Below are 23,691 nucleotides of genomic sequence, written 5' to 3'. Positions count from 1 at the left end.
GTTCCGGGCGGCAAGGCCGATGGTGGTCAGCATCCCGACCTTGAAATAGACGTCGTTCGACTGCCCGAAGACCAGCGCCGCCGCCATCGCGCCGACGATGCCGATGGGCACCGTCATCATCACCGAGATCGGACCGACCAGCTTTCATAAAGCGCGGCCAGGGCCAGGAACACGACCAGCGCGGACAGGGCGAACAGCATGGGCGCCTGGTTCCCGGCCTGGCGTTCCTGATAGGACAGCTCGGTCCAGGCCATGCCGTAGCCGCCGGGCAGGTCCGCCACCATCTCCTCCATCGCGTCCATGGCGGTGCCGGAACTGGCGCCGGCGGCGGGCTCGCCCTTGAACTCGACCGCGTCGATGCCGTCGATGCGCGACAGGCGCGGCTCGACCGGCTCCCAGCGGGTGGTCATGAAGGCGTTGAAGGGCACCATTTCGTCCCCGGCATTGCGGGCATACCAGCTGTCCACGTCCTCGGGCTGCATCCGCCCCTCGGCCCGGCTTTGCACGATGACCGGGCGCAGCTGCGCGCCCAGGGCGAAATCGTTCACCTCGGTCCCGGCGAAGATGGTGGACAGCATCGAATTGACCGCCGGGACCGACACGCCGAAGCTTTCGGCCTTTTGCTGGTCGATGTCGATGCGCAGCGCGGCATCGTCCTCGGAGCCCTGGTTTTCCACGTTCTGGACCCGCGGATCGTCGGCGGCCCGGCGCTCCAGCAGTTCGGCGGTCTCGGTCAGTCCCGCGATTCCGCCGCCGGACTGGTCCAGCAGATACATGGTAAAGCCCGAGGCGTCGCCCAGCCGCGGGATCGGCGGCGGCTGGTCGAAGAAGATCCGCCCGCCCGATGGCCCGCGAAATGGCGGTTCGCGCGCTGCTGGACGGCCCGCGCCGACAGGTTCGGGTCGTCGCGTTCGGCAAAGGGCTTCAGCCGCACGAAGATCGTCGCCCGGTTCTGCGCCGTCCCCTGCGAGCCGAAGCCCATGGCGACGAAGACCGACCCGACCGCGTCCTTCTCGCGGGTCAGCATGTAATCCTCGATTTCCTGCACGACGGCGGCAGTCTGCTGCGCGGTCGAGCCTTCGGTCAGGTTGATGCGCGATTGCAGCACGCCCTGATCCTCGGCGGGGATGAAGGTCGTGGTCATGCGCCCGAACAGGTCCCAGGCGCCCCAGCCGATGCCGGCCAGGACCAGCATGACCGGATCGGGCGGCGCAGGGTCCGGCGCACCGTGGCCGGATAGCCGCGCGCAGCGGTCGAGCCCCCGGTTGAACCAGCGCGCGGGGGCAAGGCGCGGGGCGCCGTGGCCGGGGCTCAGCAGGCTGGCGCACATCGCCGGCGTCAGGATCAGCGCGACCAGCAGCGACAGCACCATGGCGGTGATGATGGTGATCGAGAACTGGCGATAGATCACCCCGGTCGAGCCCGACATGAAGGCCATCGGCAGGAACACCGCCGACAGGACCAGCGCGATGCCGACCAGCGCGCCGATGATCTGGCCCATGCTCTTCTCGGTGGCCTCGACGGGGCCAAGACCCTCTTCCTCCATCACCCGCTCGACGTTCTCGACCACCACGATGGCGTCGTCGACCAGCAGGCCGATGGCCAGCACCATGGCGAACATGGTCAGCGTGTTGATCGAAATCCCGCGCCGCCAGCATGGCGAAGGTGCCCAGCAGCACCACGGGATCGCCAGGTCGGGATCAGCGTCGCGCGCCAGTTCTGCAGGAAGATCAGGATGACCAGGAACACCAGCACCACGGCCTCGGCCAGGGTGTGCCAGACCTTTTCGATCGACTTCCTCGAAGGGCGCGGTGTCATAGGGACAGAACCTCGACCCCCGCGGGCAGCGAGGCCTGCAGCCCGTCCAGCACCTGGCGCACGGCCGCCGCAGTGTCGACCGCATTCGCCCCCGTCGCCAGGTTCACGCCGAAGCCCGCGGCCGGCATCCCGTTGAAGCGCGAGGCGCTGCCGTAGTCCTCCTGCCCGATCTCGATGTCGGCCACGTCGCCCAGGAAGATGGTGGCGCCGTCGCTGTCGGTGCGCAGCAGGATGTTTCGGAAATCGTCGACCGAGGTCAGCTGGCTTTGCGCGGTGACGTGGCGGTGAACTGCTGGCCCTCGGCCACCGGCTGCGCCCCGAGCGAGCCCACGGACACCGTGCTGTTCTGCTGGGCCACGGCGGTGGTGATGTCCGTGGGCGTCAGCTGGAACTGCGCCAGCCTGAGCGGGTCGATCCAGATGCGCATCGCATAGCCCGAGCCGAAGGCGTTGATCGAACCGACCCCGGCGGTGCGCTTGACCGGATCCTCGATCATCTGGCTGACCAGGTCGCCCAGTTCCAGCGAAGTATGGCTGCCGTCGGTCGAGGTCAGCGCCCCCACCAGCAGCGTCGAGGTCGAGGTCCGGGTGATGTCCACCCCGTCGTTCTGGACCGGGCCGGGCAGGCGCCCCTCGACCGAGCGGACCTTGGTCTGGACCTCGTTCAGCGCGTCCATCGGCTCGACGCTGTCGTCGAAGGTCAGGACCAGCGCCGCCCGCCCAGTCGAGGAAATCGAGGTGGTGTAAAGCAGCCCGTCAAGGCCGGTCAGCGCGTCCTCGATGGGGGTCGTGACCGAATTCTGCACCGCCGGCGCCGTGGCGCCGGTATAGGTCGCGCTGATGCGCACCGTGGTCGGCGCGATGTCGGGATATTGCGCGATGGGCAGCTGCAGGCCGAACACCCCCGCCAGCATGGTGATGATCGCCAAGACCCAGGCAAAGACGGGCGGTGGATGAAGAAGCGCGCCATCAGTCGGTCCCGGCGGGGACGGCGGGGGCGGCCGGGGTGTCGGAGGCCGGGCCCGGCGCCGCGATCTCGCGCACCACGCCCTGGGCGTCGATCTGGACCGGGACCGGGGCGACCTCGGTTCCGGCGCGCAGGTCGTCCAGCCCGTCCAGGATCAGCTGTTCGCCGGGGCTGATGCCCTGCGTCACGATCCAGTTGTTGCGGTAACTGCCCTGTTCGCTCAGCACCACCTGCTGGGCGCGGCCGTCGCGCACGACGAAGGCGGTCAGCGTCCCGTCCGAGGCCCGGCTGGTCGCGCGCTGCGGCACCAGCACCGCCCGGGTCGAGCCGAGCGTCATCTGCACGCGCAGGAACTGGCCGGGCAGGATGCGCAGGTCGGGGTTGTCGAAGCGCAGCCGGATCGGCACCGTCCCGGTCGCGGCGACACGGCAATGCCGGGGCTGACCAGCCGGCCCTCGCCCTGGTATTCCTCGCCGGTTTCCAGGGTCAGCCGGGTCTGCACGGCGCCGGTGCGGATCAGCTGGCCGGCGCTGCCGCCGGCGCGGCTGCGCATCAGCCGGGCCGAGGATTCCGACATGTCCACGTCGATGGGTCAAGCTGGGTGACGGTGGCCAGCGCATCGCTTTGCCCGGCCGTGACCAGATCGCCCACCGACACCGCCGCACCGACGGCCAGGCCGTCGAGCGGGCTGAGGATCGCGGTCCGGTCCAGCGACAGCTGCGCCGCGTCGCGCGCGGCCCGGGCGGCGGCCAGGTCGGCCTCGGCCTGCTTCAGCGCGACCTCGGCATTGGCGCGGTCCACGGCCGAGACGCCCGACCCTTCCAGCCGGCGATAGCGGGTGACGGTGTTCTGGGCCTGGGTCAGGCTCGCCTCGGCCCCGGCGACGCTGGCCTCGGCCGCGGCCAGCGCGGCGGCCAGGGTTTCGGGGTCGATGCGGAACAAGACGTCCCCGGCCCGCACCGGGCGACCGGGGTCATAGACGATGTCCAGGATCTCGCCACCGACCTGGGGGCGGATCGCGGTCTGCTGATAGGCAATGGCGCGGCCCGGCAGGGTGACGGTGCGGGGCACGTCCTCCTCGGCGGTGGTGACGACGCCGACCGGGGTCGGCCCGTCGGGCCCGCGCCGCGCCTGCGCCAGCGATTCCGAGGCGAACGGCAGCACAAGGCACAGGGCCGCCCATGTCGGAATCCGGTTGAGAAAGCGCATCTGCCGTTCCTGGTCCTGGGCCTTGGTCCTGGGCCCATGTCTTAGGCCTCCAACCCCAACACAGGGTAAACGGCACCGCCATCCCCGTTCACGGATTCGTCACCCGCACAGCGATGCGCGCGCGCCTAGAAATCAACGCAAAGGCCCTTTTTCTCGTAATCGCCGTAGCGCACCGGCTCGGGCCCGTCGCGGCCGCCCAGTTCCGGCGGCACGGCAGCACCTCGCATGGACTGATAAATGGCGGTAACCGGCACGTCGTTTACGCCAAGTCCATTTTCAACTCTAATAAAAATGCAGCGCGTTTTCCCTGCATCGCACTGCTGAGACAATCTAGGCATGGGGACGGATTTGGACAAGCCGCGCAAACCGCAGGGGGACGCCGCCCGCCAGGGCGCGCTGCGCCTTCTGGCCGCCGTCGAGGACGGCGCGACGCTGGACGAGGCGGCCGGGGCACTGGACCGGCTGACCGCGCCCGGCGTGCCCGCGCCCGCCGCCTTGCGCTCGAGGTGCTGCGCCGGGGCGGGCGGGCCGATGCGCTGCTGGCGCCCATGCTGGCCCGCCGCCCGCGCCCCGAGATCCGCCGCATCCTGCGCCTGGCCGTGGTCGAGATGCTGGCGCTGGGCGAAGCGCCCCTGGCGCGGTCAATGCCGCCGTCACCCTGTGCCGGACGCTGGGCGGCAAGGGCCAGGCCGCGGCCGGGATGCTGACGCTGTTCTGCGCAAGGCTGCCGGCGTGAAGACGATAGAGCCGCCGCCACGCGCAAGCATGGCGGGTATCTGGCTGCGCGCGCCCAGATAGGCCGCCGTCAGGTTGGTGGTCAGCGCGCTGCCATCGTGCCGCCGCGAATCCGGCGCGCCCTTGGCCTGACCCCGAACGGCGCGACCCCGGGCGAGGCGCTGCCCGCCGGCTCGCACCGGCTGGCCGCCGGCACGCAGGTTTCGGCCCTGCCGGGCTATGCCGAGGGGCACTGGTGGGTGCAGGACGCCGCCGCCGCGCTGGCGGTGCGGGTGCTGGACCCCCAACCGGGCGAGGCCGTCGCCGACCTTTGCGCCGCGCCGGGCGGCAAGACGCTGCAACTGGCCGCCGCCGGAGCCCGGGTGACGGCGCTGGACATTTCGGAAAGCCGGCTGGCGCTGGTCGCGCAGAACCTCGACCGCTGCGGCCTGACGGCGCGGCTGGTCGCGGGCGATGCGCTGGACTGGCGGCCGGACCACCCGCTGGACGCCATCCTGCTGGACGCGCCCTGTTCGGCCACCGGCACCGTCCGGCGCCATCCCGAGCTGCCGCTGATCCGCGACGGCGCGGCCCTGCCGGGGCTGGTGGCCTTGCAGGCGCGGCTGATCGACCATGCGCTGTCCCTGCTGAAGCCGGGCGGGCGGCTGGTCTATGCCACCTGTTCGCTGCTGCCGGCCGAGGGCGAGGACCAGCTGGCTGCCGCGCTGGCCCGCCATCCGGGCGTCGCCGCCGAACCCGCCTCGGCGCCCGGCGTCGATCCCGCCTGGCGGACGGCGCAGGGCGGTCTGCGGCTGCGCCCCGACCTGTGGCCCGAACGCGGCGGGATGGACGGGTTCTTCATCGCGCGCTTGCGAAAATCCGCTTGACGGTCCTAAGCTTGCACCGTCCCAGCGAGTGCGGCTGACCATGAACCAAACGCCCGCCCCCCGTGGCTTTCTGCGCCGGCCCGAGCCGAAGGCGATCGGCCATGCCGGCAGGGGCGAACAGATCGTCGCGGGCACGCTGCACCTGGGCGGGATGACCCTGACCGGCGACATCCTGGCGGCCGAGGTGCCGCCCTCGGTCGCGGCGGACCTGCACGGCTTCGGCTGGCTGGACGATGTGGCGGCGGTGGGTTCGCCGAAAGCGCGCGCCGTGGCGCAGGGCCATGTGCTGGGCTGGATCCGCCGCCATCCTGCCGCGCGCCCCGAGACGCCCGAATGGGCGCCTGCGGTCGCCGGGCGGCGGGTGCTGCGCTGGATCTTTCACGCCGGCATGATCCTGCCGGGCCTCGACCGCGACGGGGCCGAGCCCTATTTCAGGGCGCTGGACCTGCACCTGACCCATCTGCGCGGCACCTGGTACGATGCCGAGGACGGGGTGCCGCGGCTTGAGGCGCTGGCCGGGCTGGCCATCGGCGCCCTGTCGCTGCGCGACCGCCAGACCGTGGCCCTGCCGGCGCTGATCGCCCTGGCCGAGGAGGCCGACGCCATGGGGGTCGAGACGCTCGCGCAGTCCCGCGCGCCCGAGACGCTGCTGGATGCCATGGCCCTGCTGGTCTGGGCGCAGGAGGTCGCCGACGAGGCCGGGCAAGAGACCCCGGCCGAACTGCGCGCCATCATCGCGGCCATCGCCCCCGTGCTGCGCGCGCTGCGCCATGCCGACGGCGGCCTTCCGGCCTTTCACGGCGGCGGGCGCGGGCCTGCGGGGCGGCTCGACCGCTGCCTGCGCGCGGCGACGGGCGCGGCGCTGCCCGCGCATGGGCTGGCGATGGGCTTTGCCCGCATGGCGCGCGGCCGCACGACGCTGATCCTGGACGCGGCCGCGCCCCCCGGCGGCCCGGCGGCGGTCCGGGCCCATGCCTCGACCCTGGCGTTCGAGCTGACCGTGGCGCGCCAGCCGCTGATCGTGAACTGCGGCCCGGGCGACGGGTTCGGCCCGCTCTGGGCCAGCGCCAGTCGCGCCACGCCCTGCCATTCGGCGCTGTGCCTGGACGGGCTGTCGTCGTCGCGGCTGAACCCCGCCCGGCTGGAAGGCGAGCCCGACGTGCTGACCGAACGCCCGACCCTGGTCTGGGCCGGCGATTGCGATGCCCTGGGCAACCTGATGCCGCCCGACTGCGGCCACATCCATGCCTTTCCGCGTTCTGCGGCGCGGCCCCGTCGGCTGGCTGGACAACGACGGCCTGCCTTGTGCGCGAACGATCGCTGCCCGACGGCACCCGCAAGCGGGCGAGGTTCGCGGCGGCGCTGGATGCCAGCGCCCACGGCAGGCTGGACCACCTGCGCCCCGAGGCGGGTCTGGGCTTCGACATCCGCTTTCATCTGCATCCCGACATCCAGGCCCGGCTTGACGGCGACAGGGTGCATCTTTCCCTGCCCGGCGGCGAGGCCTGGACCTTCGAGCACGACCGGGTGGGCCGCCTGGCGCTTGAGCCGAGCTGCCTTCTGGACCGCACCTCGGCCGAGCCGCGCCCCTCGCAGCAGATCGTGGTTTCCGGGCGGCTTCACGGCCGCGCCATCCAGATCGGCTGGACCTTGGCGCGATCCGGGGTTAGGTGACGGGCCAAATCCGCCATCCACCGCATGGGGCCCGACCGATGACCGACCGCATTCCGCTGAAGCGCGCGCTGATTTCCGTGTCCGACAAGACGGGCCTGCTGGACTTTGCCCGGGCGCTGGAGGCGCGGGGCGTCGAGATCCTGTCTACCGGCGGCACCGCCAAGGCGCTGCGCGAGGCCGGGCTGATCGTCAAGGACGTGGCCGAGGTGACCGGCTTTCCCGAGATGATGGACGGGCGCGTCAAGACCCTGCATCCGGTGGTGCACGGCGGGCTGCTGGCGCTGCGCGACAACGACGAACACATGGCCGCCGCCGAATCCCACGGCATCGGCATGATCGACCTGCTGGTGGTGAACCTGTATCCGTTCGAGGAAACCGTCGCCAGGGGCGCGGGCTATGACGACTGCATCGAAAACATCGACATCGGCGGCCCGGCAATGATCCGCGCGGCCTCGAAGAACCACGCCTTCGTCACCGTGGTGGTGGATGTCGAGGACTATGCCGCCGTGCTGGCGGAACTGGATGCGAACGACGACACCACCACCTATGCCTTCCGCCAGCGGCAGGCGCAGATCGCCTATGCCCGGACGGCCGCCTATGACGCGGCGGTCAGCGCCTGGATGGCGGGCGCGATCGGCAATGAGACGCCGCGCCGCCGCGCCTTTGCCGGCACCCTGGCGCAAAGCCTGCGCTATGGCGAGAACCCGCACCAGTCGGCCGCCTTCTACAAGGACGGCAGCGACCGCGCCGGCGTCGCCACGGCCAAGCAGTGGCAGGGCAAGGAACTCAGCTACAACAACATCAACGACACCGACGCCGCCTTCGAACTGGTGGCCGAGTTCGACCCGGCCGAGGGTCCGGCGGTGGCGATCATCAAGCACGCCAATCCCTGCGGCGTGGCGCGCGGCAAGACGGCGCTGGAGGCCTACAGGCGCGCCTATGACTGCGACCGCACCTCGGCTTTCGGCGGCATCGTGGCGCTGAACACCGAACTGGACGGCGACACCGCCCGCGCCATCGCCGAGATCTTCACCGAGGTCGTCATCGCCCCCGCCGCCAGCGACGAGGCGAAGGAGATCTTTGCCGCGAAAAAGAACCTGCGCCTGCTGACCACCGGCGGGCTGCCCGATCCGGCGGCGCCCGGGCTGGCCTTCCGCCAGGTCGCGGGCGGCTTCCTGGTGCAGGGCCGCGACAATGGCCGGGTGCTGCGTGCCGATCTGAAGGTCGTGACGAAGCGCCAGCCGACCGAGGCCGAGCTTGACGACCTGCTGTTCGCCTGGACCGTCGCCAAGCATGTGAAGTCGAACGCCATCGTCTATGCCAAGGACCTGGCGACCGTCGGCATCGGCGCCGGCCAGATGAGCCGGGTCGATTCGACCCGCATCGGCCAGCGCAAGTCCCAGGACATGGCCGAGGCCCTGGGCCTGGCGCAGGCGCCGACCATCGACTCAGTCGTGTCCTCCGACGCCTTCTTCCCCTTCGCCGACGGGATCGAGGCCCTGGCCGAGGCAGGCGCCAAGGCAGTCATCCAGCCCGGCGGCTCGATGCGCGACGCCGAGGTGATCGCGGCGGCCGACCGGTTGGGCCTGGCGATGGTCTTTACCGGCCAGCGGCATTTCCGGCACTGATGGCCGACGCCGCGACCCCGAAGCCACGCAAATCCGCCGCGGCCCCCCGGCGGCGGCCCGCCAAGGCCCCGCCCCCCCGCATCTGGCGGGCGGTCCTTCTGACGGCCGGGCTGGTCTTTCGCTGATCAGGCGCTGAAGTACCGGCCGTGCACGTCCTGGCCCTGGACCGCGTGCGCGAGATCGACGTGCTGGACCCGGCCGAACCTGCCAGGCCTGGAACCAGGGCATGAACTTCGGCCTGTTTTCCAGCGAAACCGACGTGATGCGCTGGGTGCTGATCGGCATCGCCCTGGCCGTCTGCCTGTGGGTGGCGATCTGGATCGGCCGGGCCAAGCCCTCGCGCTTTGCCCAGGTCGCGGCGGGGATGCTGATCGGGGGCGCGCTGGGGAACGTGGTCGACCGGCTGCTTTACGGGGCGGTCGCCGATTTCCTGAACATGTCGCTGCCGGGCTGGCGCAACCCCTACAGCTTCAACGTGGCCGATATCGCGATCTTTCTGGGCGCAATGGGGCTGGTCCTGCAACCGCCCGAGAAAAAGCCTGCCCCGAAGAAGCGCAAGGCCCCGGGTGCGGCGGCCAGGTCTGCCGCGGCACCCGCCGCGGACGAGGCCAGGTCGCAGCCCCGTCCGGCCGCGTCCGGGTCCTCAGCCCGCGCCGGCTGCTCCCCGGACCGTCGCCCCCCGCCTCTCCGGGCCAGCAGGGCGAGCTTTTGCTGGACGAACGGCCGCGCGACGACAAGGCGTGACGCGGGCCGCAAGACAGGCTAGAACGGCCCCGGACGAACAAGAGGGACGGAAGATGCGGGCGATCGCGCTGACCATGACCATGCTGGGGCTTGCCGCCTGCAGCTCTGACCCGCATCTGATGAACACGAGTGCCGGCCAGACCTCGCCCGATGAATTCGCCATCGTGCCGACCAAGCCGCTGAGCATGCCCACCGACCTGAGCGCGCTGCCCAGCCCCACGCCAGGCGGCGGCAACCTGACAGACCCGACGCCGCGCGCCGATGCCGTGGCGGCGCTGGGGGGCAATCCCGCGCAGCTGTCGGTGCAGGGCGTGGGGGCCGCGGACCTGGGGCTGGTCGCCTATGCCTCGCGCCTGGGCCGCGATCCGGCGATCCGCCAGGCCACCGCGCAAGAGGACGTGGACTGGCGCGCCCGCCACGGCCGCCGCCTGCTCGAGGTGGTGGCGCGCACCAACGTCTATTATCGCGCCTATGAGCCGATGACCCTGGACAGCCGGGCCGAGCTGGAGCGCTGGCGCCCGACCGGGGTGCAGGTCCCGACCGCGCCGCCCGCGCCCCGCGACCAGGGCGGGACGGCCGCCAGCCCGGCGGATCAGGCGCCGAAGCTGCAGGGCGACTAGGGGCGGCGTTCACGCCAAGATGACGGGCGGCGCTCTTGCGCGGCCGTGACCTTGCGGGCAGGGTCGGGGCCGCGAACCGGAACCGGAGCCTGCCATGAACCCATTCTTCCGTCCTGTCCCCGGCCTTGCCGCCCTGGCGCTGGCCCTGGGCGCGGCCGTCCCGGCCTTCGCGGACATGCCGCCGGGCATCAGCCATTTCACCCTGCCGAACGGCTTGGAAACCGTGCGCGAGCGAGGATCACCGCGCCCCGGTCGTGGTGCAGATGGTCTGGTACAAGATCGGCTCGGCCGACGAGACGCCGGGCAAGTCCGGCATCGCGCATTACCTGGAACACCTGATGTTCAAGGGCACCGGCAAATTGGGCCCGGGCGAGTTCAGCAAGACCGTGACCGCCAACGGCGGCAGCGACAACGCCTTTACCAGCTACGACTACACCGCCTATTTCCAGCGCATCGCCAGCGACCGCCTGCCCCTGGTCATGGAGATGGAATCCGACCGGATGCAGAACCTGCGCATCGGCGAGGACGACTGGAAGGCCGAGCGCCAGGTCGTGCTGGAGGAGCGCTCGCAGCGCACCGACAGCGACCCCGGCGCCCAGTTCGCCGAGGAACGCAGCGCGGTCCAGTTCTACAACCACCCCTATGGCCGCCCCGTCATCGGCTGGCGCCAGGAGATGGAGGGCCTGACGCGCGAGGACGCCATCGCCTGGTACGACGCGCATTATGCCCCGAACGATGCCGTGCTGATCCTCGCGGGGGACGTGACGCCCGAGCAGGCGCGCGGCCTGGCCGAGCGCTATTACGGCCCGATCCCGCCCAAGCCCGACGCCACAAGGGCGCCGCGCCCGCAAGAGCCCGAACAGCGCGCGCCCCGCCGGATGGAGCGGGTCGATCCGCGCGTCGCCCAGCCCGTGCTGCTGCGCACGGTGCTGGCCCCCGAACGCAACCCCGGCGATCAGAAGACGGCGGCGGCGCTGACGGTCCTTGCGGCGCTGCTGGGCGGTTCGCCGCAGACCTCGGTTCTGGCGCGCGATCTGGTGCTGCCCGGCAAGGCGCTTTACGTCGATGCCTCTTATGACGGAACGACGGTCGATCCGACCACCTTCGGCCTGTCCCTGGTGCCCGCGCCCGGCGTCTCGCAGCCCGAGGCCGAGGCGGCGCTGGACGCGGCGCTGGCCCGGTTCCTGCGCGAGGGCCCCGATGCCGCGCAGCTGGAACGGGTCAAGACCCAGATCGGCGCGGCCCGCGTCTATGCCCAGGATTCGGCGCATGGCCGGGCCTATGACTATGGCCAGGGCCTGTCGGTGGGCCTGACGGTGCAGGACGTGAACGACTGGCCCGACATCCTGGCCGCCGTGACGCCCGACGACATCGTCTCGGCCGCGCGCCTGGTGCTGGACAGCCGCGCCAGCGTCACCGGCTGGCTGCTGCCCGAACCGCCCGCCTCCGAACCGCCTGCGTCCGAACCTGCCGCCGCCCGGCCTGCGCCGGCTGACCACGCCGCCGCCGGACCCACCGCCGCCGAACCTGCCGCAGACGCGGCCCAGACCGGGGACCAGCCATGATCCGCGCCTTCGTCAGCCTTGTTTTCCTGGCCCTTGCCACGCTGCCGGCGCGGGCCATCGACATCCAGCAGATCACCTCGCCCGGCGGCATCAAGGCCTGGCTGGTCGAGGATCATTCGATTCCCTTCACCGCGCTGTCCCTGATGTTCAAGGGCGGCGCCAGCCTGGACGCCCCGGACAAGCGCGGCGCGGTGAACCTGATGACCGCGCTGCTCGAGGAAGGCGCGGGCGAGCGCGACTCGGTCCAGTATGCCGAGGCGGTCGAGGCGCTGGGCGCGCGCTTCGGCTTTGACGTGGGCGACGATGCGCTGACGGTCAGTGCCCGGATGCTGACCGAAAACCGCGACCAGGCCGCCGATCTGCTGCACCAGGCCCTGACCCGGCCGCGCTTTGACGCCGATGCGGTGGAGCGCGTGCGTGCCCAGGTGCAATCGGTGATCCGGTCCGAGGCGACCGACCCGCAGGCCATCGCCTCGAAGGAGCTGGCGCGGCAGGCCTGGGGCGACCACCCCTATGCGACCTCGATCAACGGCACGGCGGAATCGGTCGCCGCGCTGACCCGCGACGACCTTGTGGACGCCGCCGCCCGCGTCATGGCCCGCGACCGCGTGGTGATCGCCGCCGCCGGCGACATCGACGCCAGGGACCTGGGCCTGCTGATCGACCGCATACTGGGCGATCTGCCCGCGAAGGGCACGGCCCCGCTGCCGGAACCGGCGACGCTGGACCTGACCGGGGGCGTCACGGTGATCGACTGGGACAGCCCGCAGACGGTGGTGACATTCGCCCAGGCCGGGCTGCCGATCTCGGACCCGGATTATTTCGCGGCGGTGGTCGCCGACCATATCCTGGGCGGGGGCGGGTTTTCGTCGCGCCTGATGGACCAGATCCGCGAAAAGCGCGGGCTGACCTATGGCGTGGGCACGGGCCTTGCCAACGGGCTGTTCGGCCAGACCTGGCAGGGCGGCATGGCCAGCGCGAACGAGAAGGTGGCCGAGGCCGTGGGCCTGATCCGCAGCGAATGGGACCGCTTTGCCCGGGACGGCGTGACCCAGGCGGAACTGGACAATGCCAAGACCTATCTGACCGGCGAATATCCCCTGCGCTTCGACGGCAATGCCAAGATCGCCGGCATTCTGGCCGGGATGCAGCTGATCGGCCTGCCGGCGGATTACGTCAACACCCGCAACAGCCGGGTCGAGGCGGTCACGGCGGCCGATGTGCAGCGCGTCTCGCGCCGGCTGCTGCATGCCGACCAGATCCGGTTCGTCCTGGTGGGCCGGCCCCAGGGGATCGCCGCGACCAACTGACGAATCCTTGCCGATGCGGGGGGCAGGATGCTAGATCTGGGGGCATGAACACCCATGCCCCCAACATGCGCCCCATCATCCGGCAACTGGATGAGGCCGCCGCGAACCGCATCGCGGCGGGCGAGGTGGTCGAGCGTCCGGCCTCGGCCGTCAAGGAGCTGGTCGAGAACGCACTGGACGCCGGCGCTGCGCGGGTCGATGTCGCCATCGCCAAGGGCGGCAAGGCGCTGATCCGCGTCACGGACGACGGCTGCGGCATGACGGCGGACGACCTGCCTCTGGCCCTGGCACGCCATGCCACCAGCAAGATCGACGGCAGCGACCTCTTGGACATCCGCAGTTTCGGCTTTCGCGGCGAGGCCTTGCCCAGCCTGGGTGCGGTGGGCCGGCTGACCATCACCAGCCGCGCGCAGGGGTTCGATGCGGCGCAGATCGCGGTCTCGGGTGGGCGCATCGGCGCGGTGAAGCCCGCCGCCGGCAACCGCGGCACGGTCGTGGAACTGCGCGACCTGTTCTTCGCCACGCCCGCGCGGCTGAAATTCCTGCGCAGCGACCGGGCCGAGACCCAGGCCGTGGCCGAGGTGATCCGCCGCCTGGCCATGGCCGAGCCCTTTGTCGGCTTCACCCTGACCGACGAGGACGAGGGCCGTGTCCTGTTTCGCGCCGATGCCGAGCAGGGCGAACTGTTCGGCGCCCTGCAGACCCGGCTGACCCGGGTGATGGGGCGCGATTTCATCGACAACGCCGTGGCGCTTGACGCGGAACGGGACGGGCTGACGCTGACCGGCTTTGCCGCGCTGCCGACCTATTCGCGCGGGGCGGCGGTGGCGCAGCATGTCTATGTGAACGGCCGTCCGGTGCGCGACAAGCTGCTGACCGGGGCGCTGCGCGCGGGCTATATGGACGTGCTGGCGCAGGGCCGGCATCCGGCGGCGGTATTGTTTCTGGCCTGCGACCCGCATTCGGTCGACGTGAACGTCCACCCGGCCAAGGCCGAGGTGCGCTTCCGCGACCCCGACATCGCGCGCGGCCTGGTGGTCAGCGCGCTGCGCCATGCGCTGGCCGGGGCGGGGCACCGGGCGTCCTCGACCGTGGCCGATGCGGCGCTGGCGGCGGCGCGGCCCGAGGCTCAGCCGTCCCGCGCCTATCAGGCGGCCTACGCTCCGCAGCGCCCTTCGGCCCCGGCCATCGCGGCAAGCCTGGCCTTTCAGGCCCCCGGCTTTGCCGAAACCCCCACTGCCCGCGTCGAGCCCGTGCCCGAGGACGCGCCCGAGGACGCCCCCTTGGGTGCCGCCCGCGCGCAGCTGCATGAAAACTGGATCGTCGCCCAGACCGCGACCGGCATCGTCATCGTGGACCAGCACGCCGCGCATGAACGCCTGGTCTATGAGCGGCTGAAGGCGCAGGCCGAGGCCAGCGGCATCGCCTCCCAGGCGCTGCTGATCCCCGAGATCGTCGCGCTTTCCGATGCCGACGCGCAGCGCATCCTGGCGATCGCCGAGGAACTGGCCGCGCTGGGGCTGGTGATCGACCCTTCGGCGGCGGCGCCATCGCCGTGCTGAGGTGCCGGCGCTGCTGCGGCGATCGCGCGCCCCGGCTGATCCGCGACATCCTGGACGACCTGGCCGATCAGGGCGCCTCGGACCGGCTGCGGGCGCGGGTCGATGCGGTGCTGTCCTCGATGGCCTGCCACGGCTCGGTCCGCTCGGGCCGGCGCATGACGGCCGAGGAAATGAACGCGCTGTTGCGCGAGATGGAGCGCACCCCGAAATCGGGCCAGTGCAACCACGGCCGCCCGACCTGGATCGAACTGAAGCTGTCGGACATCGAGCGCCTTTTCGGCCGTTGACCCGGCCCGCGCCTGGGGCGACACTGGCGAAAAGAGGTGCCGCCATGCTGGAAATCAGTCCCGAAAAGATCGCCCATGTGATCATCCGCGCCCGCGAATATGACTCCGGCGTGAACGCCTGGGCGCACAGCGGGCAGCGCCGGGGCCACGGCACGGAAACCGAACTGGCCGAATTCATCGCCGCGCTGAACGAGGATGAACAGGCCAGCCTGGTCGCCGTCATGTGGATCGGGCGCGACACCTTTGGCGCCGAGGACCTGGCCGAGGCGATCCTGACCGCCAAGCGTGAGCGCCGCACGCCCACCGAGGATTACCTGATGGGCGAGCCGCAACTGGCCGATTATCTGGAGGCCGGGATGGAGGCGCTTGGCCTCTCGCCCGAGGAGGTCGAGGACGAGCTGCAAAAGCCGGTCTAGCGTTCCAGCCGCACCAGCGCGCCTTCGTCGGTCAGGACCATCAGCGCCCCGTCGGGCGCCACCGCCACGTCGCGCACCCGGCCGATGCCCTGGGCCAGATGCTGTTCGCCCGCCACCCGGTCGCCCTGCAGCTTCAGCCGCACCACCGACGCCGACTTGAGCCCGCCGATCAGGATGTCGCCCCGCATCTCGGGGAACATGGCGCCGTCATAGATCGCCATGCCGCTGGGCGCGATCACCGGGTCCCAGTAATAGACCGGCTGTTCCATCCCCTCGGCCTGGGTCAGGCCCTTGCCGATGGTCTTGCCGCTGTATTCGACGCCATAGGTGATGACCGGCCAGCCGTAGTTCTTGCCGGCCTCGGGGCGGTTCAATTCGTCCCCGCCCTTGGCGCCGTGCTCGACGGTCCAGAGCCGGCCCTGGCCGTCCAGCGCCGCCGACTGGATGTTGCGATGGCCCCAGGACCAGATCTCGGGCTTGCCGCCGCCCTGGGCAAACGGGTTGCCCGAGAGCGGCGCGCCGGTTTTGCCATCGATGTGCAGAACCTTGCCCAGATGGGTGTTCACGTCCTGCGCCAGCGGCCGCGCGTCGATCACCGAGCGTTCGCCGGTGGTGACGAAGATCCCGCCCCTGCCGTCCGGCACGATGCGCGAGCCGAAATGCTTGTCCGAGGCCCAGGCCGGGTCCTGCCGGAAGATGACCTCGACCCCTTCGAGCGCGGTGCCGTCGGCCGAGAGCGTGCCGGTGGCGACGGCGGTGCCGTTCTTGCCGCCCTCGCGCGGTTCGGCATGGCTGAACCAGACCCGGCGGGACTGGGCAAAGTCGGGCGCCACGGCCACGTCCAGCAGCCCGCCCTGGCCGCGCGCATCGACCTTTGGCAGGCCCTTCAGCGGCTCGGACAGGGCACCATCCGCGAACAGGCGCATCCGCCCCGGCTTTTCGGTGATCAGCCAGGCGCCATCGGGCAGCAGGGCAAGGCCCCAGGGGCTGTCCAGCCCCCGGATCACCACCTGCTGCCGGACCGCCACGCCATCCGACAGCTCGGGCGCCCGGGTCTGGTTTTCGAAGGCGGGTTTCTGGTTCGGCGCGTTCGGCGGGGCCTGGTTCACCTGGGCCAGCGCCGGCGTGGCGGCCAAGACGGCGACAAGGGCAATCGCGGTTTTCATGGTTGCGCTCCGTCAGGATGTTCCGACGGGAACGGATCAACCCTGTGCGTTGCCTGCAGCTTCCACTCGTTCGCTTTTGCCAGTTCGTCAGCAACCGCTCCAAAGCACTGCGTTCGGCAGCTTCCAGTTCCTTCAGCCTTTACGCTGTCTCCTCGAGATTTTGCAAAAAGATGTGTCGCTCTTCGCCAAACGGTCCAGCATGAGATCCAAGGCCAGCGGCGGACCGGATGGTCCCAGTCGGTCGGGCGGTCGTAAAGCGGCACCGGGTTGAAGGCGCTGGTCGGGTCGCAGGCCACGTCGCCGATGACCGAGAGCGTCCGTCCGGGGTTCAGCGCGCCGCGCCCGACCAGCATGGGGCTGTCCGGCCCGGCCAGGATGCAGTTCACCAGGATCTCATGCGCGAGGATCTGCGCAAAGGGGCCGCCCGCCGCGGTCTCGGCCTTGTCCCATTTCGTGACCCGCACCCCCATGCGCGTCAGCAACTCGGTGGCGCCGGTGCCGACCCGCCCCAGGGCGCCCACCACGATGGCATGGGGCCGGGGCGCGCCGGTCGCGTCCAGTTCGGCGCGCAACGTCCTCGGTCAGGGCGGTCTGGGTGGCGAAGCCCGCGACCGGGCCGCAGATCCCGCCCCGGCGCTGCGCCGCCCAGGCCTTCAGCGACAATGCCGCGCCGGCAAAGCCCGCCCAATGGCCAAAGGCCGCCAGCCGCCGGCCGGCATCGTCGGTCAGGTATTCCAGATCGTAAAGCGTTCCGCCGCCCCGCCGAAACCGCTCCAGCAGCGCCGCGCCGGCGGCCTGGCCCTTGTAGGCGTGGCCGAACATGATGTGGCGGTGGGTCAGGGGGCCGTCGTCCTGCGGCAGTTCCTTGAGCCCCAGGATGAAGGCCTGGGGTGGCGCCTCGGGCCAGCTGTCCCGAGGCGCGGTGTCTGCGCCGGCCTGGACATAGGCGTCCAGCGGAACGATGCGGTGGGGGCTTTCCTCGACCGTGACGCGAAAGCCGCGGGCGACCAGGGCGCGCGTGCCGTCCGGGGTCAGGGCGGCGCGGCGTTCGTTCGGGCGGCTTTCGGCGCGAAGCCAGAGATGGACCATGGTTCCCTCCTACGGAAAGGCGGCGGTCTGGGGCGGGGGCGGGCGGTGGGCGCCCAGAAACGGGCCCTGGCCCGCCGCGTCGATGCGGGCGATGGCCCCGGCGATGGGTTCGATCACCACGGCCATGGCAAAGGCGGTGGCATGGATCATCCGCGCCGCGTCCAGCGCCAGCGCGACGTGGCCCGGCCAGAACAGCAGGTCGCCCCGGCGGATGTCGGGGGCGGCGGGAAAGGTGCGGCGCTGCATGTCGCTGTCGCCCGGGCAGGGCACGGCGCAGGCCGCCAGCGCCGCCTGCGCCAGGCCCGAGCAGTCGATCCCCCCGCGGCTGTTCCCGCCCCACAGGTAGGGCGTGCCCAGCAGCCCCTCGGCCACCGCGCCGGGATCGGCGGCGGGACGCGCCGCGACATGCTGCGCCGGCAGCCAGCCGCCCTGGGCCAGCCGGACGAAACCGTTTTGCTGCTCCACCACCGAAAGCCGTGCGCCCAGCGACAGACCCATGATCTCGGGCGTCTTGATGTCGGGTTCGGGATAGACATGGGTGGCGGGGGCGGCGACGCGGTGGGTGACGGGCGGCAGCGCGCCGGTCAGCGCCTCGGCCCTGATCCAGCCGCAATAGCCGTCGGCGGCGGCCTGGACGAAGGCCCAGCCCGGCACCTCGTCCACCACCAGAAGGTCGGCGCCGTAATTCACCTGACGGTCGCGTGCGCCGGCCGGGCTGCGGCACAGATCCGCCAGCGGCACGGCAAGCCGCGCGGCCCGGCCCGCCGTATAGGCGGGGCGGTCCAGTTGCCCGCGCAGGCGCTCCAGCGCGACACGGTTGGTCGCGGGGGTCAGACGGCGGTCGGGGGCGGTCATCGCCCCAGGATCCGGGGCAGCGCGTTCAGGATCGCCCGCATCCCCTGTCCGGCGCCGCCCTTGGGCCGGCCCGGCGCGGCGCTGGGCTGCCAGCCGTAGATGTCGAAATGCACGTAATGCCGCGCCTGTCCGGTAAAGCGGCGCAGGAACAGCGCGGCGGTGATCGCCCCGGCAAAGCCGCCGCCCGGCGCATTGTCGAGATCGGCGATGCCCGGCTCGATCATCGTCTCGTAGGGCTCCCAGAAGGGCAGGCGCCAGACCGGGTCGGCCTGGTCGCGCCCGGCGTCGTGGATCGCCGCCGCGACGGCGTCGTCGTCGCAGAAGAACGGCGGCAGGTCCGGTCCCAGCGCCACCCGCGCAGCCCCGGTCAGCGTCGCCATCGAGATCAGCAGGTCGGGCGAGTCCTCGTCCGCCAGGGCCAGGGCATCGGCCAGGACCAGCCGGCCCTCGGCATCGGTGTTGTTCACCTCGACCGTCAGGCCCTTGCGGCTGGTCAGGATGTCGCCGGGACGAAAGGCGTCGCCCGCGATGGCGTTCTCGACCGCGGGGATCAGGATGCGCAGCCGCATGCCCTGGGTGGCGCCGGTCAGGGCCAGGGTCTCGGCCAGGCCCAGGACGTTCGCGGCCCCGCCCATGTCCTTTTTCATCAGCGCCATCGAGGCGGCGGGCTTGATGTCAAGCCCCCCGGTGTCAAAGCAGACCCCCTTGCCGACCAGGGTCAGCGCCGGCCCTCGCCCGGAAAGCGCAGGTCGATCAGCCGTGGCGCCTGCGCGCCGGCGCGGCCGACGGCGTGGATCATGGGAAAGTTCCGGTCCAGCAGGTCCGGGCCCAGCGTCACCTCGACCGCGGCGCCGTGGCGGGCGGCAAGGTCGCGGGCGGCGGCCTCAAGTTCGGCCGGGCCCATGTCCGAGGCCGGGGTATTGATCAGGTCGCGCGCGAGATACTCGCCCGCCGCCAGGGCCAGCACATGCGCCGCGTCGATGCCGTCCGGGGCGACCAGCCGGGCAGGCGGGGCCTCGGCGGGCCTGTAGCGGGTAAAGCGGTATTGCCCGAGCAGCCAGCCCAGGGATGCCAGCGCCGGATCCACGTCCGCCGGCACCGCCGCCAGCCGCCAGTCGCCGGCGGGCAGGGTTTCGGCGGCGCGGCCCAGCAGCCAGCGGTCGCGCCCCGCCCGGTCGGCACCGCCGATGCCGTAAAGCGCGCCGGAGGCCGCCCTGCGCATCGGGCAGCAGGCAAAGCTGCCCGGACTTGCCTGCAAAGCCCTGCGACCGGGCCCAGGTCTGCGCCATGGCGTCCAGACCAGGCGGCAGGTCCGCCCCGCCCTGGGCCCCAGGCCGCACCAGCCACAGCGGCAGGGTCTTGTCCGAGGCGGGGGCGAATGCGGGGGCTTGGGTCATGGCGGGCCTTCCATTGGTCTTGGGGCAAGGTATCGCGCCGCGCGCCCGCCGCAAGCCCCGACCTGTTCCGCCCGGCCGCCGGCCCGGACAGACCTGCGTTAAGGTTCCTGGCGGCCAAATGGCGGCTCAGCCGGTATCGGGGCGGTCCCAGATCCGGGTCAGGGACTGGTTGCCGATGCGGCGCAGCCGGGCGACGGTCGCGGCCAGGGCGCCGGCGTCGCGGCGTTCGGCGCAGCCGCCGACATCGACCGCCACCCCCGCCAGCGTCACCAGCCCGACCTGCCAGGCCAGCCGGGACAGGCGGTCGGCATGGCTGACCACGCCCGCCAGTTCGCCCCGGTCGGCGGCGGTCACGGTATGGGTCAGGCACAGCGCAAGCTGCTCCAGCGCCGCGCCGATCACCTGGGCCGCCGCGTCCTCGCCCAATTCGGTGACGATCTGCTCGACGCGATGCAGGTCGATGTTGACCACCTCCTCGACCGCCAGGCTTGCGATTTTCCCCATCTGATCCTCTTGCGCGCATTCGTTCCCGTTCTGGGAAACTGGCAGCAACCTCTCAAGAAATGGTTGAGGGTGGCGCGCTAAACCTCTCGAACTTTATCGGTCGGGACGGTATCAAGCCCCGAACGGTAGAGAGGATCCCCATGAATCAGGCCCGACCGCTGCCCCATTACCTTGTCCAGCGCTATCAGGGATGGCGCGCCACGGCTTTCAACGAAAACCGCGCCTGGTATCGCCGCCTGGCCGAGGACGGACAGCGTCCCCGCGCCATGGTGATCGCCTGCTGCGATTCGCGCGTCCATGTCACCGCCATCTTCGGCGCGGATTCGGGCGAGTTCTTCGTTCACCGCAACATCGCCAACCTGGTGCCGCCCTATTCCCCGGACGGCGAACAGCACGGCACCTCGGCGGCGGTCGAATACGCGGTCAATGCGCTGAAGGTCGCGCATGTCGTGGTGCTGGGTCATACCAATTGCGGCGGCGTGCAGGGGTGCCATGCCATGTGTTCGGGCGCGGCCCCCGAGCTTGAGGAAAAGACCAGCTTCGTCGGCCGCTGGATGGACATCCTGCGCCCCGGCTACGAGCGCGTCTCGTCCCTGCCCGAGGATGCGCAGATCCGCGCGCTTGAGCGTCAGGCAGTGCTGGTGTCGCTGGAAAACCTGATGAGCTTTCCCTTTGTCCGCGACAAGGTCGAGGCGGGCGACCTGTCCCTGCACGGCGTGCTGCACGACATCGGCGAAGGCACCCTGACCCATTATGAGCCCGCCAGCGACAGCTTCGTGCCCGTGGCCTGAGGCGGGGCACCGCCCCGTCCGTTCCCGATGCCAATGATCGGCCGCCGTTTCCCTAGGGCGACGGCGTCCGTGGAACGGCTCGGACGCCACACAAGCATGTTCGAACGGCAGTAAGGGGCTCGGTGAGGGGATGTGATCACCACCTCTTGGCGCCATTTCATAAGAACATGATCGCCAAGGATAAAAGTGGTGAGCCCGACAGGATTCGAACCTGTGACCCACTGATTAAAAGTCAGTTGCTCTACCAACTGAGCTACGGGCCCATCGCACGGGGGGCTAACTACGGTCGGCGGCGGGTGGGGTCAAGCGGAAAAATCGGGGCCTCTGGCAAAATCTTGCGGGCGGGGGTAAAGGAGGCGCATGGAAACGCAGCAAAACCCCGGCCTGCCCTTCATGAAGATGCATGGGCTTGGCAATGATTTCGTCGTGCTGGACGCCCGCGCCTCGGGGCGGATGCCCGAGCCTGGGCTGGTCGCCGCCATGGCGGACCGGCATCGCGGCGTGGGCTTCGACCAGATGGCGGTGATCCTGCCGGGGGAGAATGCCGACGCGCGGCTGGTCTTCTACAACGCCGACGGCTCGGTTTCCGGGGCCTGCGGCAATGCCACGCGCTGCGTCGCGCGGTTTCTGATGGACCAGGGCGGCAAATCCGCGCTGCGGCTGGCGACCGACCATGCGGTGCTGTCGGCCGAGGACGCGGGCCGGGGCCTGACGCGCGTGAACATGGGCGCGCCGGTGCTGGACTGGGCCGGGGTGCCGCTGGCCGAGAGGGTTGACCTGCTGCACCTGCCGATCGACGGCGATCCGGTGGCGACCGGCATGGGCAATCCGCACATGACCTTCTTCGTGCCCGACGCGGCGGCGGTGGATCTGGAGCGCTTCGGCCCCGCGCATGAGCATCACCCGCTGTATCCGCAGCGCACCAATGTCGAGGTCGTGCAGGTCCTTTCGGACAGCGAGATCGTGCTGCGCATCTGGGAACGCGGCACGGGCATCACGCTGGCCTCGGGCTCGTGTTCCTGCGCGGCGGTGGTGGCAGCCGCCCGGCGCGGGCTGACCGGGCGGCGAGTGCGCGTCAACGTGCCCGGCGGGCAACTGGACATCGACTGGCGCGAGGATGGGGTCTGGATGACCGGCCCGACCGCGCATGTCTTCGACGGGGTCTGGCGCGGATGAAGGATCTGAAGGCGCCCGTGTTCGCGACCCTCGGCTGTCGGCTGAACGCCTATGAGACCGAGGCGATGCGCGAGATGGCCGAGGCCGCCGGCCTGCAAGGCGCGGTGATCGTGAACACCTGCGCGGTGACGGCCGAAGCGGTGCGCAAGGCGCGCCAGGAAATCCGCCGGCTGTCGCGCGAAAACCCCGGCGCCCCGGTCATCGTCACCGGCTGCGCGGCGCAGACCGAGCCCGAGACCTTCGCTGCCATGCCCGAGGTCGCCCGCGTCATCGGCAACCACGAAAAGATGCAGCCCGCGACCTGGGCCGCGATCCAGGCGCCCGACCTGATCGGCGAGACCGAGCGAGTGCAGGTCGACGACATCATGTCGGCAGGGAAACCGCCGGCCACCTGATCGACGGCTTCGGCCGGCACCGCGCCTATGTGCAGGTCCAGAACGGCTGCGACCACCGCTGCACCTTCTGCATCATCCCCTATGGCCGCGGCAATTCGCGCTCCGTTCCGGCGGGCGTGGTCGTGGACCAGATCAAGCGGCGCGGGACCGCGGCTTCAACGAGGTGGTGCTGACCGGCGTCGACCTGACCAGCTGGGGCGCCGATCTGCCCGGCACGCCGCACTGGGCGATCTGGTCATGCGCATCCTGCGGCTGGTGCCGGATCTGCCGCGGCTGCGCATCAGCGCATCGACAGCATCGAGGCGGACGAGAACCTGATCTGGCCATCGCCTCGAACCGCGCCTGATGCCGCACCTGCACCTGTCCCTGCAGGCCGGCGACGACATGATCCTGAAGCGGATGAAGCGGCGCCACCTGCGCGACGACGCGATCCGCTTCTGCGAGGATGCCCGCAAGCTGCGCCCCGGCATCGTCTTTGGCGCCGACATCATCGCGGGCTTTCCGACCGAAACCGAGGCGATGTTCGAGAACAGCCTGAAGCTGGTCGAGGATTGCGGCCTGACCTTCCTGCATGTGTTCCCCTATTCTGCGCGGAAGGGCACGCCGGCGGCGCGGATGCCGCGCGTGCCGGGTCCGGCCATCAAGGAGCGCGCGGCGCGGCTGCGGGCGGCGGGGGATGCGGCGCTGGCCGCCCATCTGGGCGCCGAGGTCGGCCAGACCCGCATGATCCTGACCGAAGGCCCGCGCCTGGGCCGGACCGAGCATTTCACCGAGGTGGGTTTTGACCGCGACATGCCCGAGGGCGCGCTGATGCCGGTGGCGATCACGGGGCATGACGGTCAGCGGCTGTCGGCCTGAGCCGCCCCGCCGGGGGCGCTTCGCCCCCCGGACCCCCCGAGGGTACTTCAGCAACGTGGA

The 23,691-nt window shown here is 71.0% G+C and carries 20 protein-coding genes, 1 tRNA gene and 8 pseudogenes; 14 read left to right on the top strand and 15 right to left on the bottom strand.

The features are described 5' to 3' along the window. Positions 1 to 15: 15 nt before the first annotated feature. From DPM13_RS25845 to DPM13_RS06515, 9 genes and pseudogenes are all read right to left on the bottom strand, one after another. Positions 16 to 800: pseudogene (locus DPM13_RS25845) on the bottom strand (efflux RND transporter permease subunit); the annotation flags it as partial. Beyond that, positions 734 to 1,621 carry an efflux RND transporter permease subunit gene (locus tag DPM13_RS25840; protein ID WP_317616398.1) on the bottom strand — a complete coding sequence of 296 codons (888 nt, stop codon included), beginning with the start codon at positions 1,619 to 1,621 and terminating at the stop codon, positions 734 to 736. The pseudogene DPM13_RS25845 and the gene DPM13_RS25840, both read right to left, overlap by 67 nt. A 2-nt stretch (positions 1,622 to 1,623) precedes the next feature. Beyond that, positions 1,624 to 1,818 carry an efflux RND transporter permease subunit gene (locus DPM13_RS25835; RefSeq protein WP_317616397.1) on the bottom strand — a complete coding sequence of 65 codons (195 nt, stop codon included), beginning with the start codon at positions 1,816 to 1,818 and terminating at the stop codon, positions 1,624 to 1,626. Continuing rightward, positions 1,815 to 2,045: an efflux RND transporter permease subunit gene (locus DPM13_RS25830; RefSeq protein WP_317616438.1), complete on the bottom strand. Its 231-nt coding sequence runs from the start codon at positions 2,043 to 2,045 to the stop codon at positions 1,815 to 1,817. The genes DPM13_RS25835 and DPM13_RS25830 overlap by 4 nt, the downstream gene beginning before the upstream one ends. A gap of 29 nt (positions 2,046 to 2,074) precedes the next feature. Further along, a complete protein-coding gene (locus DPM13_RS25825; protein WP_317616396.1) occupies positions 2,075 to 2,746 on the bottom strand; it encodes an efflux RND transporter permease subunit in 672 nt (223 codons plus the stop codon). Between the two features lie 40 nt (positions 2,747 to 2,786). Next, positions 2,787 to 3,191 carry an efflux RND transporter periplasmic adaptor subunit gene (locus DPM13_RS22400; RefSeq protein WP_223252398.1) on the bottom strand — a complete coding sequence of 135 codons (405 nt, stop codon included), beginning with the start codon at positions 3,189 to 3,191 and terminating at the stop codon, positions 2,787 to 2,789. Then, the gene (locus tag DPM13_RS22395) at positions 3,119 to 3,361 is read right to left on the bottom strand and encodes a hypothetical protein (protein ID WP_223252397.1); all 243 of its coding nucleotides are present in this window, start codon (positions 3,359 to 3,361) and stop codon (positions 3,119 to 3,121) included. Before DPM13_RS22395 ends, DPM13_RS22400 begins: the two co-directional genes overlap by 73 nt. Continuing rightward, complete coding sequence (locus DPM13_RS22390; protein WP_223252396.1) at positions 3,337 to 3,993, bottom strand: efflux RND transporter periplasmic adaptor subunit; 657 nt, start codon at positions 3,991 to 3,993, stop codon at positions 3,337 to 3,339. Before DPM13_RS22390 ends, DPM13_RS22395 begins: the two co-directional genes overlap by 25 nt. 125 nt (positions 3,994 to 4,118) lie before the next feature. Continuing rightward, positions 4,119 to 4,205, bottom strand: a pseudogene (locus DPM13_RS06515) (DUF1674 domain-containing protein); the annotation flags it as partial. A gap of 294 nt (positions 4,206 to 4,499) precedes the next feature. Between DPM13_RS06515 and DPM13_RS22385 the strand changes: the two are divergent. The 11 genes and pseudogenes from DPM13_RS22385 (at position 4,500) to DPM13_RS06470 (ending at position 15,400) form a co-directional block, all read left to right on the top strand. Further along, positions 4,500 to 4,700, top strand: coding sequence for a hypothetical protein (locus tag DPM13_RS22385; protein WP_223252395.1), 201 nt, complete (start codon positions 4,500 to 4,502; stop codon positions 4,698 to 4,700). A gap of 126 nt (positions 4,701 to 4,826) precedes the next feature. Beyond that, on the top strand, positions 4,827 to 5,594 hold the full coding sequence (locus DPM13_RS22380) for an RsmB/NOP family class I SAM-dependent RNA methyltransferase (protein WP_223252394.1): 768 nt from the start codon (positions 4,827 to 4,829) through the stop codon (positions 5,592 to 5,594). 40 nt (positions 5,595 to 5,634) lie between these two features. Then, a pseudogene (locus DPM13_RS25820) lies at positions 5,635 to 6,666 on the top strand (heparinase II/III domain-containing protein); the annotation flags it as partial. 26 nt (positions 6,667 to 6,692) lie between these two features. Continuing rightward, on the top strand, positions 6,693 to 7,268 hold the full coding sequence (locus DPM13_RS25815; protein WP_317616437.1) for a heparinase II/III domain-containing protein: 576 nt from the start codon (positions 6,693 to 6,695) through the stop codon (positions 7,266 to 7,268). A gap of 38 nt (positions 7,269 to 7,306) precedes the next feature. Next, positions 7,307 to 8,896: a bifunctional phosphoribosylaminoimidazolecarboxamide formyltransferase/IMP cyclohydrolase gene (purH, locus tag DPM13_RS06500; RefSeq protein WP_112887667.1), complete on the top strand. Its 1,590-nt coding sequence runs from the start codon at positions 7,307 to 7,309 to the stop codon at positions 8,894 to 8,896. A 226-nt stretch (positions 8,897 to 9,122) separates the two neighbouring features. Beyond that, positions 9,123 to 9,662 (top strand): signal peptidase II, encoded by a 540-nt coding sequence (locus DPM13_RS06495; RefSeq protein WP_189654857.1) that lies wholly within the window; start codon positions 9,123 to 9,125, stop codon positions 9,660 to 9,662. Between the two features lie 31 nt (positions 9,663 to 9,693). Further along, positions 9,694 to 10,260, top strand: a complete 567-nt coding sequence (locus tag DPM13_RS06490) for a DUF3035 domain-containing protein (protein WP_028718518.1) — start codon at positions 9,694 to 9,696, stop codon at positions 10,258 to 10,260. A gap of 94 nt (positions 10,261 to 10,354) precedes the next feature. Next, positions 10,355 to 11,825: pseudogene (locus DPM13_RS06485) on the top strand (M16 family metallopeptidase). Then, complete coding sequence (locus tag DPM13_RS06480; RefSeq protein WP_112887666.1) at positions 11,822 to 13,135, top strand: M16 family metallopeptidase; 1,314 nt, start codon at positions 11,822 to 11,824, stop codon at positions 13,133 to 13,135. The pseudogene DPM13_RS06485 and the gene DPM13_RS06480 overlap by 4 nt, the downstream one beginning before the upstream one ends. A 44-nt stretch (positions 13,136 to 13,179) precedes the next feature. After that, positions 13,180 to 14,984: pseudogene (mutL, locus tag DPM13_RS06475) on the top strand (DNA mismatch repair endonuclease MutL). A 44-nt stretch (positions 14,985 to 15,028) separates the two neighbouring features. Beyond that, positions 15,029 to 15,400, top strand: coding sequence for a DUF3775 domain-containing protein (locus tag DPM13_RS06470; protein WP_028718515.1), 372 nt, complete (start codon positions 15,029 to 15,031; stop codon positions 15,398 to 15,400). On the opposite strand, the gene DPM13_RS06465 is transcribed toward DPM13_RS06470, so the two are convergent. From DPM13_RS06465 to DPM13_RS06445, 5 genes and pseudogenes are all read right to left on the bottom strand, one after another. Continuing rightward, entirely contained in the window at positions 15,397 to 16,566 is a 1,170-nt protein-coding gene (locus tag DPM13_RS06465) for a PQQ-dependent sugar dehydrogenase (RefSeq protein WP_112887665.1), read from the bottom strand. The genes DPM13_RS06470 and DPM13_RS06465 overlap by 4 nt on opposite strands. Positions 16,567 to 16,781: 215 nt before the next feature. Continuing rightward, positions 16,782 to 17,655, bottom strand: a pseudogene (locus tag DPM13_RS06460) (saccharopine dehydrogenase); the annotation flags it as partial. Between the two features lie 9 nt (positions 17,656 to 17,664). Continuing rightward, complete coding sequence (locus DPM13_RS06455) at positions 17,665 to 18,510, bottom strand: C40 family peptidase (protein WP_112887664.1); 846 nt, start codon at positions 18,508 to 18,510, stop codon at positions 17,665 to 17,667. Then, positions 18,507 to 19,907, bottom strand: a pseudogene (locus DPM13_RS06450) (leucyl aminopeptidase family protein). Before DPM13_RS06450 ends, DPM13_RS06455 begins: the two are co-directional and overlap by 4 nt. A gap of 126 nt (positions 19,908 to 20,033) precedes the next feature. After that, positions 20,034 to 20,411 carry a hypothetical protein gene (locus DPM13_RS06445; protein ID WP_028718511.1) on the bottom strand — a complete coding sequence of 126 codons (378 nt, stop codon included), beginning with the start codon at positions 20,409 to 20,411 and terminating at the stop codon, positions 20,034 to 20,036. Between the two features lie 140 nt (positions 20,412 to 20,551). On the opposite strand from DPM13_RS06445, the gene DPM13_RS06440 reads away from it, so the two are divergent. Then, entirely contained in the window at positions 20,552 to 21,202 is a 651-nt protein-coding gene (locus tag DPM13_RS06440; protein WP_028718510.1) for a carbonic anhydrase, read from the top strand. A gap of 187 nt (positions 21,203 to 21,389) precedes the next feature. On the opposite strand, the gene DPM13_RS06435 is transcribed toward DPM13_RS06440, so the two are convergent. Beyond that, a tRNA-Lys gene (locus DPM13_RS06435) sits at positions 21,390 to 21,465 on the bottom strand. 97 nt (positions 21,466 to 21,562) lie between these two features. Between DPM13_RS06435 and dapF the strand changes: the two genes are divergently transcribed. Further along, positions 21,563 to 22,378 (top strand): diaminopimelate epimerase, encoded by an 816-nt coding sequence (dapF, locus tag DPM13_RS06430; protein WP_028718509.1) that lies wholly within the window; start codon positions 21,563 to 21,565, stop codon positions 22,376 to 22,378. Between the two features lie 5 nt (positions 22,379 to 22,383). Continuing rightward, positions 22,384 to 23,631 (top strand): annotated as a pseudogene (gene mtaB, locus DPM13_RS06425) (tRNA (N(6)-L-threonylcarbamoyladenosine(37)-C(2))-methylthiotransferase MtaB). Positions 23,632 to 23,691 lie beyond the last annotated feature (60 nt).

The sequence above is a fragment of the Paracoccus mutanolyticus genome (genome assembly GCF_003285265.1).
Lineage (GTDB): Bacteria > Pseudomonadota > Alphaproteobacteria > Rhodobacterales > Rhodobacteraceae > Paracoccus > Paracoccus yeei.
Note: the sequence above shows the minus strand (reverse complement) of the source record. Positions and strands in the feature narration are given on the sequence as shown.

Excerpts from the sequence above, each read along its gene's own strand:
- DPM13_RS25840 (WP_317616398.1), bottom strand. The coding sequence starts at position 1,621 with ATGTTCGCCATGGTGCTGGCCATCGGCCTGCTGGTCGACGACGCCATC.
- DPM13_RS25835 (WP_317616397.1), bottom strand. The coding sequence starts at position 1,818 with ATGACACCGCGCCCTTCGAGGAAGTCGATCGAAAAGGTCTGGCACACC.
- DPM13_RS22395 (WP_223252397.1), bottom strand. The coding sequence starts at position 3,361 with ATGTCGGAATCCTCGGCCCGGCTGATGCGCAGCCGCGCCGGCGGCAGC.
- DPM13_RS22390 (WP_223252396.1), bottom strand. The coding sequence starts at position 3,993 with ATGCGCTTTCTCAACCGGATTCCGACATGGGCGGCCCTGTGCCTTGTG.
- purH (WP_112887667.1), top strand. The coding sequence starts at position 7,307 with ATGACCGACCGCATTCCGCTGAAGCGCGCGCTGATTTCCGTGTCCGAC.
- DPM13_RS06495 (WP_189654857.1), top strand. The coding sequence starts at position 9,123 with ATGAACTTCGGCCTGTTTTCCAGCGAAACCGACGTGATGCGCTGGGTG.
- DPM13_RS06490 (WP_028718518.1), top strand. The coding sequence starts at position 9,694 with ATGCGGGCGATCGCGCTGACCATGACCATGCTGGGGCTTGCCGCCTGC.
- DPM13_RS06480 (WP_112887666.1), top strand. The coding sequence starts at position 11,822 with ATGATCCGCGCCTTCGTCAGCCTTGTTTTCCTGGCCCTTGCCACGCTG.
- DPM13_RS06470 (WP_028718515.1), top strand. The coding sequence starts at position 15,029 with ATGCTGGAAATCAGTCCCGAAAAGATCGCCCATGTGATCATCCGCGCC.
- DPM13_RS06465 (WP_112887665.1), bottom strand. The coding sequence starts at position 16,566 with ATGAAAACCGCGATTGCCCTTGTCGCCGTCTTGGCCGCCACGCCGGCG.
- DPM13_RS06455 (WP_112887664.1), bottom strand. The coding sequence starts at position 18,510 with ATGACCGCCCCCGACCGCCGTCTGACCCCCGCGACCAACCGTGTCGCG.
- DPM13_RS06445 (WP_028718511.1), bottom strand. The coding sequence starts at position 20,411 with ATGGGGAAAATCGCAAGCCTGGCGGTCGAGGAGGTGGTCAACATCGAC.
- DPM13_RS06440 (WP_028718510.1), top strand. The coding sequence starts at position 20,552 with ATGAATCAGGCCCGACCGCTGCCCCATTACCTTGTCCAGCGCTATCAG.
- dapF (WP_028718509.1), top strand. The coding sequence starts at position 21,563 with ATGGAAACGCAGCAAAACCCCGGCCTGCCCTTCATGAAGATGCATGGG.